The following is a 16,375-nucleotide window of genomic DNA, read 5'->3' on the forward strand; positions in this document are numbered from 1 at the left end:
GGGCTCCGGAGGAGAATCAACAGGCCCCGGGCTTGAGTTGCGACACAGGAGGCGAGTGTGTCGCCGTACCGGCCGTCCTCGACGCTCTGCAGAGTCACCAGAGCGCTGCTCTCGCCGGGCTCGACCTCGCCCACCACCCAGCGCTGCCCGCGGACCGAACCCAGCTCTCCGATGGCCGGCCTCTCAGAGGTCGCACTCGTCACCATTCGCTCCTCGCCGACGACCCTTGCCGGCTTGCGCCATGCCCTACTACCCCGAGACCCAGTAAAGCGGCTTCCTATCGACGACCGGGAACGATCCGGGTCCTTGACGCTGGCATCGGCCCGGAGGCACCTGCTGGAATCTACGGCAGATCGAACCGGCTCGCACCTGAGTGGCTGCCGATGCCTGGCGTTGCGGACAAGGCTCTGCGAAAGCCCGCAAGGAAGTACGCGTCGATCCGTTGGCGATCGGGTCGTAGCAGGGCGAGTTGGGGGCCCAACAGCAGCCCTCTCTCCGTGCCTGAGCTAGGCGCGCAGTTCGGGCAGCACTTCGACGGCCAGGCGCTCGGCCTGCTCGCGGAAGTCGCCCACGGGCATGAGGTTCATCGAGGTGAACCCCGACCGGGCGAACCCGAGCAGCCGTTCCGTCACCTCGGCGGCGCTGCCCGACACCACCCCGGCGTCGCCGGTCGGGGAGCCCACGTGCACCGGGACGTTGTAGACGCAGGCCACCTCACGCCCGCCCGCCGAGTCTGAGGCTGAGGCGGCGGCTAGGACCTGGTCGCGCATGGCCGCCGCCTGCTCCGGCGGCGCGAAGCCGTACGAGGGGATCCAGCCGTCCGCGAGGCGGCCGGTGGCCTCCAGCGCCCGCCTGCCGTAGGTGCCGAGCCAGATGGGGATCGGCCGCTCGGGCTTGGGCTCCAGGTCGGCGTCCACCACCTGGTAGCGGCTGCCCTCGAAGCTGAAACCGGGCTCCGACCACAGACCTCGGATGATCTGGACGGCCTCCACCATCCCGTCCACCTTCTCCCGGGGTGACGGCACCCCGAGCCCGAAGGCCCGGAACTCCTCGTCGGAGTAGCCGCCGCCGAGCCCCAGGATCAGCCGCCCGCCGGACAGCCGGTGCAGGCTCTCGGCCATCTTCGCCACCATCGCGGGCGAGCGGTAGGGCACGCCCAGCACCCGGGTCGCGAGCCGGATCCGCGTGGTGGCCGCCGCCACCCAGGTCAGCAGGGTCCACACCTCGTATGTCGGCTCGCTCCCACAGGGGTGGTCCGAGGCCGACACGAAGTCGAATCCCAGCGACTCGGCCCGTCTGGCGTCGCCCACCGGATCCGCTCCGGCCGCCGCCGAGGTCGAGATGCCCAGCCCGAAAAGTCTTGCGCTCACCATGCCTCCTCAAGGTTTACATGTAAACCTAAGCTAGAATTGGTTACACGTCAACAAAGGAGCATGCGCATGGCCGAGCCACGCTGGCTGGACGACGCCGAGTTCCGGGCCTGGATCGGCTATCGGAGGATGCGACTGCTCCTCGACGCCCAGGTCAGCCGTGACCTCATGCGGGATTCGGGGCTGTCGGCGCCCGACTACGACGTGCTGTCGGCGCTGACCTCGTCCGAGGGGCACCGGCGGCGGCTCACCGAGCTGGCCGACCGGATGCTCTGGTCCAAGAGCCGGCTCTCGCGCCACATCTCCCGGATGGAGCAACGCGGGCTCGTCACCCGCGAGGAGTGCGAGACGGACGCGCGCGGAGCCGTGGTCGTGCTCACCGAAGGGGGGCTGCGCGCGATCGAGGAGGCGGCTCCCGAGCACGTCGAGTCGGTCCGCCGCCACTTCATCGACCTGCTCTCCCCCGAGCAGCTGGAGGTGCTGGGCACCGTCGCGGAGACCGTGCTGGCCCACCTCGCGCCCGACGGCTCCCCAGAGGCGTCAGGGATGCAGCGCTAGCCCCTTGAGCACCTTGTCGACGGGGTTGCGCGGCCCGTGGACGGCCAGGCCGGCGAGCTGCAGCTCCGCCGCCTCCACCGCGCGCACCGCGGCCCGGTTGTCATCGTCGTGGCCCGTCTTGAACATCTCGTCGATGTAGACCGCGACGTCGAACCCCCTGGCCATCGCCTTCTCGCGGACGCGGCCGAGCGCCTCGGCGTCGGCCGCGTAGACGAGCACGGGCTGGCGGAACATCGGCAGATAGCCGTTGCCCGAGCCGTCGGCGTAGGGCTCGCCGACGGTCTCGGGCACCCCGCCGGCCACGGCGCTGGCCAGGAAGGCGGTGACGTTGAGCCGCTGCCAGACGGCCAGGTCGTCGCGGACCACAATGCCGATCTTCGTGTCGAAACGCATGCGGCCAGTCTCCCGTCCCCGCCTCCGCCGGGTCTTGAACGCTGGTGCGCCTACTGCACCCAGATGGGCTCCCAGTCGGGCACCTCGTGGAAGCGGCGCAGCTCGGCCAGCCCGGACAGGATGCCGCCCCAGGCCGCGAACGGAGGCTGCGCTCCGTCGAAGCCGCTCTGCATCAGCGTGAGCCGGGTCTTGCCGCCGGAGCCCTCCAGCTCCCAGGTGCCCACGCCGGTGCCGCCCCAGTCGACCGAGAGCTTGCGCCCGGGCTCCAGCTCCAGGATCCGCGCCGGGTCGGGGTTGTCGAACCCGCCCATGGCGTAGCGCCCTCCGACGTGCGGCTCGATCGCGATGGGGTAGCCGAACCAGCGGGTGGCCGACTCCGAGTCGGTCAGCGACTCGAACACCTTGTCCGGCGTCGCGTCGATCAGCACCTGTGCCAACAACTCGGACGTTCCGGTGAAGTCAACCTTCGGGGTGAGCTCACGGCCGTCGAAGTGCTCGGCCAGGTTGGCCAGCGCCAGATACCAGAAGGTCTGCAGCACGCCGCGGATGTTCTTACCCTCCAGGGCCTCCTGGTGGTCGTAGTGGCTCTGCGACACCGAGACGATCGTCGCCGACGGCCCGTCCTCCTCCACGGAGAACTCGGTGGTGGTCTCCACCCCGCCGAGCGTCCAGGCGAAGCGCACCGTACGGTCGTCGGCGTGGAGCAGCCGCTGGCGCGGCTCGTCGCCCTCGGGCGTGTGCCGGCCCCAGAACTCGTAGCGGCCGGGCAGGTCGACCTCGGCCTTCTCGGCCAGCCAGACGCGCATGGCCTCGGGGTCGGTCAGCGCGTGGCGCACCTCCTTGAGCGGCGCGTGGACGCGGGCGCGTACGATCATCGGCTCAGTCATGTGCTTCTCCTTTGGGGTAGCAGGCGACGGCGAGCTTGAAGGCGTCTCCCTCGGCTCCGCCGTACCTCGTGAACAGGTCGCGCATCAGGGTGTGCAGGTCGTTGAGGAACTCCTGGCGGTTCTCCGGCAGGACGCGGATCTCCCCGGACAGCCCGATCGAGGGCAGCTCCGGGGCCGTGCGGTCGAGCGCGGCGATGTCGGCCTGGACCTCTTCCATCAGGTCCAGCAGGTAGCCCAGGCTCAGCTCGTCCTGCGCCTTGCGCAGCCCGATCCGGCCCACCAGGCGCGGCGACAGCCAGTAGGAGCGGGCGGCGGCCTGGTAAATGCCTTCGAGGATGCCGCGCACCTTGCGCTCGGACACCAGGTCGACCAGTCCCGCGTCGACCAGCCGCTTGACGTGGTAGTAGACGCGCTGCGGCGTCTGCCCGAGCTGCTGCGCCACCTCGGTGCAGGTGCGCGGCTCGGCCAGCTGCCGCAGCACCTCCACGCGCTGCGGCTTGAGCAGTGCCTCAGCCTGCTCGATCTCTTCCAGATACAGGACATCTCTCATCGCAAAATCAATCCTTTACGTAAAACAAGTCTTTGTCAATGGGGGCGGCACAATGACAGGGTGACGGATGACTGGTCCCGCTACTGGCGCTCCCCCGATCAGCGGGTCGAGGCCATGCACGCGCACTTCGAACGGCACGTCTACCATCGCCACAGCCACGAGACCTACTCCTTCGGCGTGACGGAGGAGGGGGCTCAGGCGTTCACCTGCCGCGGATCGGCCCACACCAGCGCGGCCGGCATGGTGATGGCCTTCAACCCCGACGACCCGCACGACGGCCACGCCGCGACGGACACGGGCTTCACCTATCGCATGGTCCACATCCGCACCGACCTGGTGTCCGACCTGCTCGCCGATCTCACCGCCCGCCGCGCGGGCCTGCCGCTCTTCCCCGCCCCGGTGCTCGACGACCCGCTGCTGGCGACCTCACTGCGCTCCCTGCACCACGCCCTGCACAGCGATCTGCACAACGATCTGCACAGCAGTCTGCACAGCGGCCTGCACACCGCCCTGTCGGCCGGCGCCCCGGCGCTGCGCCGCGACGAGTTGCTCGCCGCCACGGTCTCGGCGATGGTACGGCGAGCGGCCGCGACCCCGGTTCCCCGGCGGACCGGGCTTCCCGGCTCGGCCCGCGTCGCCCGGCAGACCCGGCAGCTCCTCCACGAGCGTCACCTGGAGGACCTGACCATCGACGACCTGGTCGAAGCCACGGGCAGCAGCCGCTTCACGATCTACCGGGCCTTTCGCACCGCCTACGGCATGGCCCCCAGCGACTACCAGCGCCAGCTCAGGCTGCGCGCGGCCAAACGCCTGATCGCGGGCGGCCTGCCGATCGGCGAGGTCGCGGCGCGCACCGGGTTCGCCGACCAGAGCCACCTGACCCGCTGGTTCATCCGCCACTTCGGCCTCACCCCGGGCGCCTACCGCCAGGCCACCGGCACCACCACGGAGCCGGTGACGCGGGCGCCGTAGCGGCGGCCCGCCACGTGCGGGTCAGCGGCCGTCCCCCTGGAGGCCCTCAGCCCCGTACGGTGTCCGGCGTGCCCTTGGCCGTGCCGTAAAGAAGGGTGGTCTACAGACCTAAGGCCAGGAACCGTCACCGGGGTCGCCGCCGTCGGTGAGGAGGCGGAGGTCTGATTCGACCATCATCGCGACCAGTTCCTCGAACGGCACCGTGGGCTCCCAGCCCAGCTGCACCCTGGCCTTCTTGGGGTCGGCGCAGAGCAGGTCGACCTCGGCCGGCCGGTGCAGGCCCTGGTCGGTGACGACGTACCTCTCCCAGTCCAGGCCCGCGGCCGTGAAGGCCGCCTCCACCAGCTCGCGGACCGACTTCATCCGGCCGGTGCCGATCACGTAGTCCTCGGGGGTCGCGGCCCGCAGCATGAGGTGCATGGCCCGGACGTAGTCGCCCGCGAAGCCCCAGTCGCGCCGGGCCTCCAGGTTGCCCAGGCGCAGCTCGCCGGCCAGACCGAGCTTGATGCGGGCCACGCCGAGCGACACCTTGCGGGTGACGAACTCGGCGCCGCGCCGCGGCGACTCATGGTTGAACAGGATCCCGGAGACCGCGAACATGCCGTACGACTCGCGGTAGTTCTGGGTGAGAAAGTGGCCGTACGCCTTGGCCACGCCGTAGGGCGAGCGGGGGTGAAAGGAGGTGCTCTCGGTCTGGGGCGTCTCGCTGACCTGGCCGAACATCTCAGAGGACGAAGCCTGATAAAAGCGGATCTGCCCGTTAGGCGAGCCGCCTCGCGACACCCCCGAGCACACCCGGATGGCCTCCAGCATGCGCAACACGCCCATTCCGGTGACCTCGGCGGTCAGCTCCGCCTGCTCCCACGACATCGGCACGAACGAGATCGCCCCGAGGTTGTAGACCTCGTCGGGCTGCGCCCGCTCCACGGCCGAGATCAGCGACCCCTGGTCGAGCAGGTCGCCCCGGACCACCTTCACGTCGGCCAGCAGCTTGCGCATGCCCGACACCCGCGGATTGGCCTGGCCCCGTGCCAGCCCCCAGACCTCGTATCCCTGGCCGAGCAGATGCTCGGCCAGATAGGAACCGTCCTGGCCGGTGATGCCGGTGATCAGAGCGCGCCTGGCCAACGGGGTCCTCCCCTTATCACTAACCGCGTCCATTTGGACGGGAATGTACAGCTAAGCGGCTTGTCACAGCACCTCGTCAACCTAGAACACGTTCTACCGAACATCGCTCGGTCGTGCCAACATCGCAGATAGCACGGTGTGCGGGCCAGGTTAGGAACAATTCCAGCCGACCTACCGAATGGTAGCCTTCTCGGACTAAGGTCATCTTTCACGGTACACGCCCGACTCTGGGTGCTACCGAAGGAGAAAGGGGTGTCCGTGAGCGACGCGCTGCGGATCGCGCTGCTGTCCTACCGCAGCAAGCCCACCTGCGGCGGGCAGGGCGTCTATCTCCGCCACCTGAGCCGCGAACTGGTCGCCCTCGGGCACCACGTCGAGGTGTTCTCCGGCCAGCCCTACCCCGAGCTCGACGAGGGCGTGATCCTCAACAAGGTGCCGAGCCTCGACCTCTACCGCGACGAGGACCCGTTCAGGACCCCGAAGCTCGGCGAGTACCGCGACTGGATCGACTGGCTCGAGGTCGCCACCATGTGGACCGCGGGCTTCCCCGAGCCGCTGACGTTCACCCTGCGGGCCCACCGCGAGCTGAAGAAGCGCGTCGGCGACTTCGACGTCGTCCAGGACAACCAGACCCTCGGCTACGGCCTGCTCGGCATCCAGAAGCTCTTCCCCGTGGTCGGCACCATCCACCACCCGATCAGCGTCGACCGCCGCATCGAGCTGGAGGCCGCCAAAGGGGTCAAGAAGCTGACCATGCGCCGGTGGTACGGGTTCGTGAAGATGCAGGCCAAGGTCGCGCCCCGGCTGAACCCGATCCTGACGGTCAGCGAGTCGTCGCTGGCCGACATCCACCGCGACTTCAACGTGCCGCAGGCCAGCATGCGGCTGATCCCGCTCGGCGTCGACACCCGCTACTTCCACCCGCGTCCCGACAAGCCGCGGCGCAAGGGCTCGATCGTCGCCGTGGCCAGCGCCGACTCGCCGATGAAAGGCGTCGCCACCCTGCTGCGGGCCGTGGCCAAGCTGGCCACCGAGCGCGACGTCAACCTCACCGTGGTCAGCCGGCCCACTCCCGGCGGCCCCACCGAGCAGCTGGTCAAGGAGCTGTCGCTGGAGGACCGGGTCCGCTTCGTGCACGGCATCTCCGACGACGAGCTGGGCGAGCTGATCGCCACCTCGGAGGTCTCGGTCGTGCCGTCGCTCTACGAGGGGTTCTCGCTGCCGGCGGTCGAGCACATGGCCTGCGGCACTCCCCTGGTCGCGAGCCGTACGGGTGCGCTGCCGGAGGTGGTCGGCGACGCCGCGATCCAGGTGGCCCCCGGCGACGCCGAGGAGCTGGCCTCGGTGCTGCGGCGGCTGCACGACTCGCGCGAGGAGCGCGAACGGGTGGGCCGGGCCGGATACGACCGGGTCATGGAACGCTACACCTGGCACGTCGTCGCCAGGAAGACCGTCGAGGCGTACCACGAGGCCATCGCGGCCCGCCGTACACGGTGAGCCCACCACCCCCGATGAGCCCGGTTGCCCGACGAGCCCGGTTGCCCGATGAGTGCGTCACCCCGACGAGCCCACCACCCCCGGTGAGCCCACCGCCCCGATGAGAACGAGGAGACCTGTCAAGTGCTGACCGTGGACTTCGCCCGGCTGCCCGTCGGACCCGGCGTGCGCGTGCTCGACCTGGGCTGCGGCGGCGGCCGGCACGCCTTCGAGGTGCTGCGCCGCGGGGCCGACGTCGTCGCCTTCGACATGGACAAGTCGGAGCTGGACGACGTGGCGGCCATGTTCGTGGCCATGGACAAGGCGGGCGAGGTGCCGCTCGGCGCGACGGGCGAGACCGTCCAGGGCACGGCGCTGGACATGCCGTTCGAGGACGACGGCTTCGACCGGGTGATCGCGGCCGAGGTGCTGGAGCACATCCCCGACGACATGACCGCGATGCGGGAGATCTTCCGGGTGCTCAAGCCCGGCGGCACCGCCGCGATCACCGTGCCCAGCTTCCTGCCGGAGCGGATCTGCTGGGCGCTGGACGAGGACTATCACACGGCTCCCGGCGGACATGTCCGGATCTACACCTTGGCTGAGCTGTCGGCGAAGCTGAAGGCCACCGGGTTCGAGATCGGCCCCCACCACCACGCGCACGGCCTGCACGCGCCCTACTGGTGGATCAAGTGCGCGGTCGGCGTCAACAACGACGACCACCCGCTCGCCAAGGCCTACCACGAGCTGCTCGTCTGGGACATCATGAAGCGCCCGGCCGCGACCCGGATCGCCGAGACCCTGCTCAACCCGCTCATCGGCAAGAGCGTCGTGCTGTACGTCAGGAAGCCCGCGGCGTGATCGGTCGCGACGAGATCGTCCAGACGGCGCTGAGCATCGCGGCGATCCAGCAGGACGACGGTGGCATCCCGTGGCCCGAAGGGCACGTCGACGCGTGGAACCACATCGAGTGCCTGATGGCCATGAGCGTCGCCGGGCTGCGCGCCCCCGTCCGGCGGGGCTACGACTACCTGGCCGAGCACCAGCGCGACGACGGCTCGTGGCCGATGAAACTGGTCGGCGGCGTGGCCGTGGAGCGGGGCGGCGAGTCCAATCACGCGGCCTACATCGCGGCCGGCCTCTGGCACCACCACCTGGTCACGGGCGACCAGGCGTTCACCGAGCGGAGCTGGCCGATGGTCAAGGCCGCGCTCGACTACGTGGTGGGACTGCAGACCGAGCGCGGCGAGATCGTCTGGGAGCGCGACGCGCAGGGCCGGGCCTCGACCTACGCGCTGCTCACCGGGTGCTCCTCGATCCACCAGGGGCTGCGCTGCGGGGTGCTGCTGGCCGACCGTCTGGGCGATCCGCAGCCGCACTGGGAGCTGGCCGCCGACCGGCTGGCGCACGTGCTGTCGGCCCATCCCGAGGCGTTCGCCGACAAGAGCCGCTACTCGATGGACTGGTACTACCCGGTGCTCGGCGGCGCCGTGCGCGGCGCCCAGGCCTTCGAGCTGCTGGAACGCGAGTGGTCCACGTTCGTCGTGCCCGGGCTCGGCATCCGGTGCGTTTCCGACCAGCCGTGGGTGACCGGGGCGGAGACGTGCGAGCTGGTGCTGGCGCTCGACGCGCTGGGCGACCGCGAGCGCGCGGCCCGCCTCTTCGCCGACATGCAGCACCTGCGTCACGACGACGGCTCCTACTGGACGGGCTGGCAGTTCGCCAACCGCAAGCACTTCCCGCACGAGCGCTCCGCCTACACGGCCGCCGCGGTGATCCTGGCCGCCGACGCGCTGCACGGCCTGACCGCCGGCTCCGCGCTGTTCCGCGAGCTCGCCGCGCCGTCCGTCTCGCCCTCCGATCCCGATCTCTGCGGCTGCACCCCGGCACGCGCCTGACGGCTCTCCCACTCTCCCTCCGTACGCACGCGCAAGGGGTTTTGCGGGTTCTTTGCCGGGAAAATCGGAGCGGCTCCTCCGGTGCTCCGAAGGGGATGGCTAGCTTCGGGTGTGGCCGTACGAGGCGTCTTCGGGGGAAGCGTGGGCGACACGGGCACAACAGCGTTCTTGCACCAGGACACGACCGAACCGACCCTGAGCCAGGCTCGCGGCTGGCGAAGGCTGCTGGCCCGCGAAGAGCACGAGGCGGATCTGGGGCGGCGAAGGTTCATCCTCAGACACGGACCGGCGGGAACGATCATCGAAGACGCCGAGAAGTCATACCTGTTCGGTTTCAACGCCGTCGTCTCGCAGGAGATCGGCAAGATCGAGGAGCTCCCGCCGAAGCAGCGGGCCTTCGCCTACGAGGGCGCCGGCGCCGCCTGCACCGCGCTCGACCTGCTCACCCTTACCCGGGGCCGGCGCCTGCACGAGCTGCTGGCCGGCCCCGCCGCGTCCCATCAGTACGCCGCCCACCTCGGCGCCGGTCGCGGCTACGCGCTGCTGCGCCTGCGGCCGGTCCGGCGGGCGAAGCGGTCCCATCCGCTGCTCCGCTGGCTGGCCGTCGACGGTTACGGGTTCCAGCGCAGCCTCGACCACACCGACCGGATGGTGGGCGAGCGGGCCATACCCGACCTGCCGACGAGGGCCTTCCGCGGGACCTTCGACCAGGGGCTGGGCCGGCTGCTCTGGTATCACGACTGCGCCTCGCCCGGCGACGTCGCCGCCCGGATCTCCGCCTACCCGGCGGGGCGGCGGGCCGACCTGTGGAGCGGCGCCGGGTTCGCCGCGACGCGCGTGGGCGGCGTGGACCCCGGAGACCTGGAACAGCTGGCCGAGCACGCGGGTGCCGACGGCTTCCGCGCCCACCTGGCCCAGGGGTGCGCGTTCGCCGCGGCCACCGGGCTCTGGGCCAGCCCGCTGCCCGACCACGTACGGCGGGCCGTGCCGGTCCTGACCGGAGCCGAGCCCGACGAGGCCGCCTCATGGGTGGACGGGGCGCTCATCGCCCTCGGCCACGACCCGCACACCCACGACGACTTCCTGACCTGGCAGGCCGGCACCCGCCGGGCCTGGGCCCGGCGGCACGGCTGACCGCCGCTCCGCCGCGACCGGAAGACACCCGAGCCGCCCTCTCAGCCACCCGGCCGAACTCACCACTCAGCATCCCTGCCGAAATCCACTCCACCCACCCACCCGGCCGAAATTCACTCCATCTCAGCCACCCGGCCGAGATCCGATGCCGGGGGCCACGCGCTCCAGCACACGCAGCGACCCCTCCACCGCCACCTCGGCGAACGCGCCCGACTCCAGCGCGCGCAGGTAGACCCGGTAAGGCGCCTGCCCACCGTCGGCGGGGTCGGGATAGACGTCGTGGAAGACCAGCGCCCCGCCCCGCACGACGTGCGGCGCCCAGCCCTCGTAGTCGCGCGTCACCGGCTCCTCGGAGTGGCCGCCGTCGATGAACAGCAGGCCGAGCGGCGTGTTCCAGAGCCCGGCCACCTGCTCCGACCGGCCGACGATCGCGATCACCTCGTCCTCCAGCCCGGCCGCCGCGATCACGCGGCGGAACTCCGGCAGCGAGTCCATCTTGCCGAAGCGCGGATCGACCAGGGTCGGGTCGTGGTGGGCCCAGCCCGGCTGGATCTCCTCCGAGCCGCGGTGGTGGTCGACGGTGACGACCACGGAGCCGACCTGCCTGGCCGCGGCGCCGAGGTAGACGGCCGACTTGCCGCAGTAGGTGCCGATCTCGCAGATCGGGCCGCGCCCGCCGTATCTCAAGGCGGCCTCGAACAGGGCCATCCCCTCCTTCGAGGGCATGAACCCCTTGGCGTGCTCGGCTGCGTACACCAGTTCAGGCGGCATCGTCATAGCGCAGACCCTAACGGAACCGAACAACATTCCAGGGGCCCCTTGCCCGGCATTATGCAACCTGTTCTACTTGGCAGCGTGAATCAGCGCGCTCGCATCGCGATGTCCGACGAAGACGTCACCGCGTTCCTGGAGGGGTCTCGCAAGCTTCAGCTGGCGACCATCAACCCCGACGGCACACCGCACCTGGTGACCATGTTCTACGGGCTCGACGAGGGACGTATAGCCTTCTGGACGTACGGAAAAGCCCAGAAGACGCGCAACCTGGAGCGCGACCCGCGGGTGAGCTGCCTCGTCGAGGCCGGCGACGACTACGCGGAGCTCCGGGGAGTCCTGGTGTACGGCGAGGCCAAGCGTGTGGACGAGCCCGAGCACGTCCTGGCCATCGGCTTGGCGGTCGCCCGCAGGATGACCCCGGGTGTGGCGGACGAGCTGCTGCTGCCATACGTCGAGCAGACCGGCCGCAAGCGGGTCGCATTCGTGGTGGAGCGCACCAAAGTGGTCTCATGGGACCACAGGAGGCTCACATGAAGGTCAAAGTCGACGAGTTGGTGTGCGAGGCCAATGCGGTGTGCATGGGGCTCGCACCCGAGGTGTTCGATGTGGACGATGACGACCAGCTCCACATCCTGCTGCCCGAACCACCCCCCGAATTGCAGGACCGCGTGCGGCACGCGGTCCGCTCCTGCCCCAAAGCCGCACTTTCCCTTGAGGAATAGCTGGAGGAGGAACCCCCCATGCGCGCCGCCCTTCTACACGCCGTAGGCGACGACAAGCTGGACATCCGTGACGACGTCACCCTGGCCCCGGTCGGGCCCACCGACGTCCGCGTACGCATCAAGGCGACCGGCGTCTGCCACTCGGACCTGTCGGCCATGACCGGCGTGCTGCCGCAGCCCGTGCCGCTGGTCCCCGGGCACGAGGGCGCGGGCGAGGTGGTGGAGGTCGGCGACCACGTCACCTCTGTCCAGCCGGGCGACCACGTGGTCATCAGCTGGCGCCCGGCCTGCCAGGAGTGCGACCTGTGCCTGGGCGGCCAGCCGTTCCTCTGCATGAAGTACGTGATCGAGTCGTTCAGCAAGGGCAACTTCCGCTTCGGCGGTGACACCACGGCGTTCGGCATGGCCGGCTGCGGCACCTGGGCCGAGGAGATCGTCGTCCCCCGGCAGGGCGTGATCAAGATCGACGCGGACGTGCCGTGGGAGGTGGGCGCGCTGATCGGCTGCGGCATCACCACCGGCGTCGGGGCCGCGATCAACACCGCCCGGGTCCGGCCCGGCTCCACGGTCGCGGTCGTCGGCTGCGGCGGCGTCGGTCTCTCGGTCATCCAGGGCGCCCGCGTCGCCGGCGCCCGGACGATCCTCGCGATCGACCCGCTGGCGTCCAAGCACGAGCTGGCCAAGAAGGTCGGCGCCACCCACGCCGTCACCCCCGACGACGTGCCCGGGGCGCTGGCCGAGCTGACCGGCGGCAGCGGCTTCGACTACGGCTTCGAGGTGGTCGGCAAGTCGGCCACCATCCAGAGCGCCTGGCAGGTCACCCGGGCGGGCGGCGACGTCATCGTGGTCGGCGCGGGCGCGATGGACGACATGGTGTCGATCTCCGCCTTCAGCCTGCTCTTCGAGGGCAAGAACCTGCTCTCCAGCCTGTACGGCGAGGCGGACGTGCGGCACGACTTCCCCTACTTCGCCAACCTCTACAAGGCGGGCAAGCTGGACCTGGAGTCGATGATCAGCTCCCGCATCCGGCTCGCCGACCTCAACGACGCCGTGGCCGCCCTCAAGAGCGGCGAGGTCCTCCGCCAGATCGTCCTCATGGACTAGTAATCACCGAAGCACGTGCATGATCTCGTCTCTGACCCCGGCGGTCCGTCTTCGACCCCGGGGTCAGTTCCGTATCCCATGCCTCTACTGGTTGAATTCCCCACGGCTGGCACCGTCCAGGAAGCAGGCCCATTCGTGCGAGGTGAAGACCAGGACCGGGCCTGCGGGGTCCTTGCTGTCCCGCACCGCGACGACCTCGGAAAGGTTCGTGGCGACTTCCACGCACCCCCCGCCGCCGCCGTCACCCGAGATCGTCGCCTTGCGCCAGACAGCTTCGGCCAAGTCCATTTCGCCTAGCTTTGCGTGTTCCATCTGTCTATCGCATCCTTGATCGTCCGCTGCGATTGCCTCGCAGGGTAGGCGCCTGCCCGTATCGTGTCATAGCGTTTTTGATGCTGCGCGATCAGCAGAGAATCAGTGGATACCTGCCCTCCGGCGGTTGACTCCACGAGATTAAAGCGGTTATTGCCGGAGAAGGCACCCGCCATCGGCCACGCGCAACGAATCGAACCCGGTCGAATCCTCAACATGCCGGGGCCGTGCCCAGCTCCCTAAGAGGGCGCTCTCACAAGGCCATTTTAATCACCGCTCGAAAGAGCATTTGGCCAGTTCAGGGGTCATATAGGACCGTCGAAAATCGAGAACCTCGAAGGTTAGGACTCTACTGCCCGTAGAGCAAGCGGAAACATCCCACAATGCGCCCAGATTCGCATATATAGGAATAGTCACAACCCTCCCACTCGACACGCCTATATCCTGCATGTCCTGATTCCTCTGCGCGCGCATGCGCGCGTGTTCCTCACCAGGCAGGGTTGATTAGTTCGCTAATTAGGCAAGCCTCGCTAAGCCCGATGGACTGGGGCTGCGATCAGGGCGTCACCCCGGACGCTATCGCCCGCGTATCAGAGCGAGACGGCCTTAATGCTGCTTCCGGGGGAGTCCAGGAATGGCGTGGGCCAACAGGGCCCAGGCCGCGAGCAGGTACTTCCCGAGCGCTAACTTTCCTTGCGCCCGCTTCCGCGGTGGGTCCGGCCCCTCCTTTGGCGGCAGCCTCGCGACCTGTGCACGGCGTTCATGCCACGACGCTGGGGTGTAGCGGTCCCACGGCCGTCCCCCATGCGGGCTTTGGCGGGTGGCAGATGTGACAGTCGAGACTGCACGAGGCGGTGCATTCGGCAGCGCCACACCAGTGATAGCAGCGCTGACTGTCGTGCGCTGCGCTCCTCCCGCTGTCAGGAGTCATCCCGTATCTCCCTTGGCGGATCATGGCGGGCCTGTTGGACCGTCCCCACCCTCACCGCGTTCTGGGCCGTCCTGGCGTCGACGGTGGAGCCAGTCACCCCGTGCTTGATCTGCGATGGAGCGAACCAGCTGCGCCATGCGGCGCTCTTCCGAGGGCAGGTCAGAGAGCGATCCACGCCTCTCTGCGTCCGCTGCGCTCATCACTCGTCCTTGGATGCGGTGGCGATGAGGGCGGGCGCGACCACGCCCCCTGTGACTGCCTTGTAGGCATGCAGGATGTCGATCCCGATTTTGTTCAGGCTCGGTCGGCTACCGGGCCGGACGACCTTAGGCATCTTGCTCACCGCTGGCACCGTCACCAGGTAAGAGCCCGAACGACCGCCGACTACGGCCGTCGCGATCTCCTCCTTGCCCGGCCCGAAGACGCGCAGTATTGGCTGATCGATGATGGGAGGTTCGGAGACCGGGAAGGCAATCTCCTTATCGCTACCGCGCTTGTACCCAACCACGAGGCATATGTGCGTCTCGACGGTAGACCGGATACCCATCTCCTTCAGGACTTCCCGCAGTTCGGCAAGCGCGTCTTGCTGCGCGGCCATCGATTCCATCGAATGCGATTTGAGAGCACTGGCGTGATATGCGGCCTTTTGGTCCAGTGTCGTCATCGTCCACCTCCATCGTCCGGCCGACACAAGGCATGGGATCTTGTGTGTCCGAAGATTTGATATCTCTTCGGCCCTCCCCAGGGTGTCAGCGATCAGCTACGTTGTGCGGAAGAGAGGAAGGACAGTGCCGTACAGATGCGGCGTAGTTGTGTGTATCACGTGTGCTGTCACGTGCTGACGGTTCGGAGAGGAGATGCCAATGAGCGATCCCGAGCACGACCCGGATGCCAGCAATCCACTACTCGAATTCGGCCGAGAGCTGCGAAGACTACGCCTTGACAAAGGTCTAACCCTTGAGCAGGTCGCGATCCAGGCGGGTTACAGTTCCTCCCTGGCCGGCATGGTCGAGAGAGGGATTAGGAACCCGCCCGATGCTCTTATCCGACAGTGCGAAGTGGTGTTAGGGCTGGAGCCCCGGCATCTCTTCAAACTGCTGCCAGCCGAAAGACGCACATCAATCCTCCGCTCGCTTCTCCCATGGATGGAGATCGAGCGGCGAGCGCGGGAACTGTGGACGTGGGAGCCGACCATCGTGCCGGGACTTCTCCAGACGCCCAAGTACGCCGAGACCATCCTGAGTGGTAAGCCTGGGGTCCGCCCGGACCAGGTAGAGGAGGCAGTCCAGTCCCGCATGGCTCGCCAGGCCCTCTTCCGCCGTGACGACCCTCCGACACTCTGGGCTGTGCTCGACGAGGGCATCCTGCATCGTCCAGTGGGGAGTGAAGACGTCATCCGCGAGCAGCTAGCCCACCTGCTAGAGATGGCGCATACTCCCTGGGTAACGATACAAATCCTTCCGTACAGTGCCATGTCAACGGCCGGCCTCTTGGGTGGCTTCATGATCGCAATGACGCGGGGTCGACCCGACGCCGCGTACGTTGATTCCCCCATACTCGGGCGGATTTGGGATCAGCCGCCCGAGGTGGAAGCACTTAGAATCAGATACCAGACGGTGCGGTCTGAAGCACTCCCCCAGAGTCTTTCGCTCGAAAGAATCACTAAGAGGTTGGAGCAGGAATGGAGCTGGTAGTGAGCGAGGAGATCAGGTCTGCCGAGTGGCGGAAGTCCTCGCTCTCAGGTGACAACGGCAACTGTGTCGAGGCTGCCCCCCTTTCCGGTGGCCGAGTGGCGCTACGTGACAGCAAGGACCAGGACGGCCCAGTTCTGGTCTTCTCCCGAAGTGAGTGGGTTGCGTTCACCGGCGGTGTGCGCAGCTCGGAGTTCGACTTCTAGCCGCCTCGTATCTAGAGGCCCCTGCGATCGCAGGGGCCTCTTTGTGTCTCGGCCCGCCGCACAACGGTGTCTGGCTGGTAGACAGACAAGCCGCACACCTTCACTCGGCCCACGATCGGGGCCTAGTGCCGTAGCAGATCGGGTTTGCCCTGTTTCGTAACGGCGCGCCGATCAAGGTCCCACCTCGGTCGGCGTGATCGTTTCAGACTGCTGTGGTGGCTGAACGGGTTCGCGTCCGCGAGATCGATGACGATGAAGGCAACCGGCTG

The 16,375-nt window shown here is 68.5% G+C and carries 19 protein-coding genes; 11 read left to right on the forward strand and 8 right to left on the reverse strand.

Features of this window, described 5'->3' with window-relative positions:
* Positions 1–506 precede the first annotated feature (506 nt).
* The gene (locus tag AB0C16_RS27180; RefSeq protein WP_357686788.1) at positions 507–1,370 is read right to left on the reverse strand and encodes an LLM class flavin-dependent oxidoreductase; all 864 of its coding nucleotides are present in this window, start codon (positions 1,368–1,370) and stop codon (positions 507–509) included.
* A 69-nt stretch (positions 1,371–1,439) separates the two neighbouring features.
* On the opposite strand from AB0C16_RS27180, the gene AB0C16_RS27185 reads away from it, so the two are divergent.
* Entirely contained in the window at positions 1,440–1,928 is a 489-nt protein-coding gene (locus AB0C16_RS27185) for a MarR family winged helix-turn-helix transcriptional regulator (RefSeq protein ID WP_357686789.1), read from the forward strand.
* Here AB0C16_RS27185 and AB0C16_RS27190 read toward each other — a convergent pair.
* The 3 genes from AB0C16_RS27190 to AB0C16_RS27200 are packed head-to-tail and all read right to left on the reverse strand — an operon-like array spanning position 1,911 to position 3,758.
* Positions 1,911–2,321 (reverse strand): DUF2000 domain-containing protein, encoded by a 411-nt coding sequence (locus AB0C16_RS27190; RefSeq protein WP_357686790.1) that lies wholly within the window; start codon positions 2,319–2,321, stop codon positions 1,911–1,913. The genes AB0C16_RS27185 and AB0C16_RS27190 overlap by 18 nt on opposite strands.
* Positions 2,322–2,371: 50 nt before the next feature.
* On the reverse strand, positions 2,372–3,208 hold the full coding sequence (locus AB0C16_RS27195) for an SRPBCC family protein (protein WP_357686791.1): 837 nt from the start codon (positions 3,206–3,208) through the stop codon (positions 2,372–2,374).
* The gene (locus AB0C16_RS27200; protein WP_357686792.1) at positions 3,201–3,758 is read right to left on the reverse strand and encodes a helix-turn-helix domain-containing protein; all 558 of its coding nucleotides are present in this window, start codon (positions 3,756–3,758) and stop codon (positions 3,201–3,203) included. The genes AB0C16_RS27195 and AB0C16_RS27200 overlap by 8 nt, the downstream gene beginning before the upstream one ends.
* Positions 3,759–3,818: 60 nt before the next feature.
* Here AB0C16_RS27200 and AB0C16_RS27205 point away from each other — a divergent pair, with 60 nt between their 5' ends.
* Positions 3,819–4,730 (forward strand): AraC family transcriptional regulator, encoded by a 912-nt coding sequence (locus AB0C16_RS27205; protein ID WP_357686793.1) that lies wholly within the window; start codon positions 3,819–3,821, stop codon positions 4,728–4,730.
* A gap of 108 nt (positions 4,731–4,838) precedes the next feature.
* Here AB0C16_RS27205 and AB0C16_RS27210 read toward each other — a convergent pair whose 3' ends face one another.
* The gene (locus tag AB0C16_RS27210) at positions 4,839–5,858 is read right to left on the reverse strand and encodes a GDP-mannose 4,6-dehydratase (protein ID WP_357686794.1); all 1,020 of its coding nucleotides are present in this window, start codon (positions 5,856–5,858) and stop codon (positions 4,839–4,841) included.
* A gap of 252 nt (positions 5,859–6,110) precedes the next feature.
* Here AB0C16_RS27210 and AB0C16_RS27215 point away from each other — a divergent pair, with 252 nt between their 5' ends.
* The 4 genes from AB0C16_RS27215 to AB0C16_RS27230 all read left to right on the forward strand — a co-directional run bounded on the left by AB0C16_RS27215 (position 6,111) and on the right by AB0C16_RS27230 (position 10,366).
* Positions 6,111–7,355: a glycosyltransferase family 4 protein gene (locus AB0C16_RS27215; protein ID WP_357686795.1), complete on the forward strand. Its 1,245-nt coding sequence runs from the start codon at positions 6,111–6,113 to the stop codon at positions 7,353–7,355.
* A 123-nt stretch (positions 7,356–7,478) separates the two neighbouring features.
* The gene (locus AB0C16_RS27220; RefSeq protein ID WP_357686796.1) at positions 7,479–8,195 is read left to right on the forward strand and encodes a methyltransferase domain-containing protein; all 717 of its coding nucleotides are present in this window, start codon (positions 7,479–7,481) and stop codon (positions 8,193–8,195) included.
* Positions 8,192–9,232, forward strand: coding sequence for a prenyltransferase (locus tag AB0C16_RS27225; RefSeq protein WP_357686797.1), 1,041 nt, complete (start codon positions 8,192–8,194; stop codon positions 9,230–9,232). Before AB0C16_RS27220 ends, AB0C16_RS27225 begins: the two co-directional genes overlap by 4 nt.
* A gap of 168 nt (positions 9,233–9,400) precedes the next feature.
* Positions 9,401–10,366 (forward strand): DUF1702 family protein, encoded by a 966-nt coding sequence (locus AB0C16_RS27230; protein ID WP_357686798.1) that lies wholly within the window; start codon positions 9,401–9,403, stop codon positions 10,364–10,366.
* 123 nt (positions 10,367–10,489) lie between these two features.
* On the opposite strand, the gene AB0C16_RS27235 is transcribed toward AB0C16_RS27230, so the two are convergent.
* On the reverse strand, positions 10,490–11,137 hold the full coding sequence (locus tag AB0C16_RS27235; RefSeq protein ID WP_357686809.1) for a class I SAM-dependent methyltransferase: 648 nt from the start codon (positions 11,135–11,137) through the stop codon (positions 10,490–10,492).
* Positions 11,138–11,221: 84 nt separating this feature from the next.
* Between AB0C16_RS27235 and AB0C16_RS27240 the strand changes: the two genes are divergently transcribed.
* Genes AB0C16_RS27240 through AB0C16_RS27250 form a run of 3 tightly spaced genes read left to right on the forward strand, consistent with a single transcriptional unit; the run spans position 11,222 to position 12,966 of the window.
* Positions 11,222–11,674 carry a pyridoxamine 5'-phosphate oxidase family protein gene (locus AB0C16_RS27240; protein ID WP_357686799.1) on the forward strand — a complete coding sequence of 151 codons (453 nt, stop codon included), beginning with the start codon at positions 11,222–11,224 and terminating at the stop codon, positions 11,672–11,674.
* The gene (locus AB0C16_RS27245; RefSeq protein WP_357686800.1) at positions 11,671–11,862 is read left to right on the forward strand and encodes a ferredoxin; all 192 of its coding nucleotides are present in this window, start codon (positions 11,671–11,673) and stop codon (positions 11,860–11,862) included. Before AB0C16_RS27240 ends, AB0C16_RS27245 begins: the two co-directional genes overlap by 4 nt.
* An 18-nt stretch (positions 11,863–11,880) precedes the next feature.
* Positions 11,881–12,966, forward strand: a complete 1,086-nt coding sequence (locus AB0C16_RS27250) for a Zn-dependent alcohol dehydrogenase (RefSeq protein WP_357686801.1) — start codon at positions 11,881–11,883, stop codon at positions 12,964–12,966.
* An 84-nt stretch (positions 12,967–13,050) separates the two neighbouring features.
* Here AB0C16_RS27250 and AB0C16_RS27255 read toward each other — a convergent pair whose 3' ends face one another.
* Positions 13,051–13,254, reverse strand: coding sequence for a DUF397 domain-containing protein (locus AB0C16_RS27255; protein WP_357686802.1), 204 nt, complete (start codon positions 13,252–13,254; stop codon positions 13,051–13,053).
* Between the two features lie 1,154 nt (positions 13,255–14,408).
* Positions 14,409–14,873 (reverse strand): hypothetical protein, encoded by a 465-nt coding sequence (locus AB0C16_RS27260; protein WP_357686803.1) that lies wholly within the window; start codon positions 14,871–14,873, stop codon positions 14,409–14,411.
* A 199-nt stretch (positions 14,874–15,072) separates the two neighbouring features.
* Here AB0C16_RS27260 and AB0C16_RS27265 point away from each other — a divergent pair, with 199 nt between their 5' ends.
* Together AB0C16_RS27265 and AB0C16_RS27270 are read left to right on the forward strand one after the other, a co-directional pair.
* Positions 15,073–15,903, forward strand: coding sequence for a helix-turn-helix transcriptional regulator (locus tag AB0C16_RS27265; protein WP_357686804.1), 831 nt, complete (start codon positions 15,073–15,075; stop codon positions 15,901–15,903).
* Positions 15,891–16,106, forward strand: a complete 216-nt coding sequence (locus AB0C16_RS27270; protein WP_357686805.1) for a DUF397 domain-containing protein — start codon at positions 15,891–15,893, stop codon at positions 16,104–16,106. Before AB0C16_RS27265 ends, AB0C16_RS27270 begins: the two co-directional genes overlap by 13 nt.
* Positions 16,107–16,375 lie beyond the last annotated feature (269 nt).

Source organism: Nonomuraea sp. NPDC048916 (assembly GCF_040649575.1).
In the GTDB taxonomy this organism is placed as follows: Bacteria; Actinomycetota; Actinomycetes; order Streptosporangiales; family Streptosporangiaceae; genus Nonomuraea.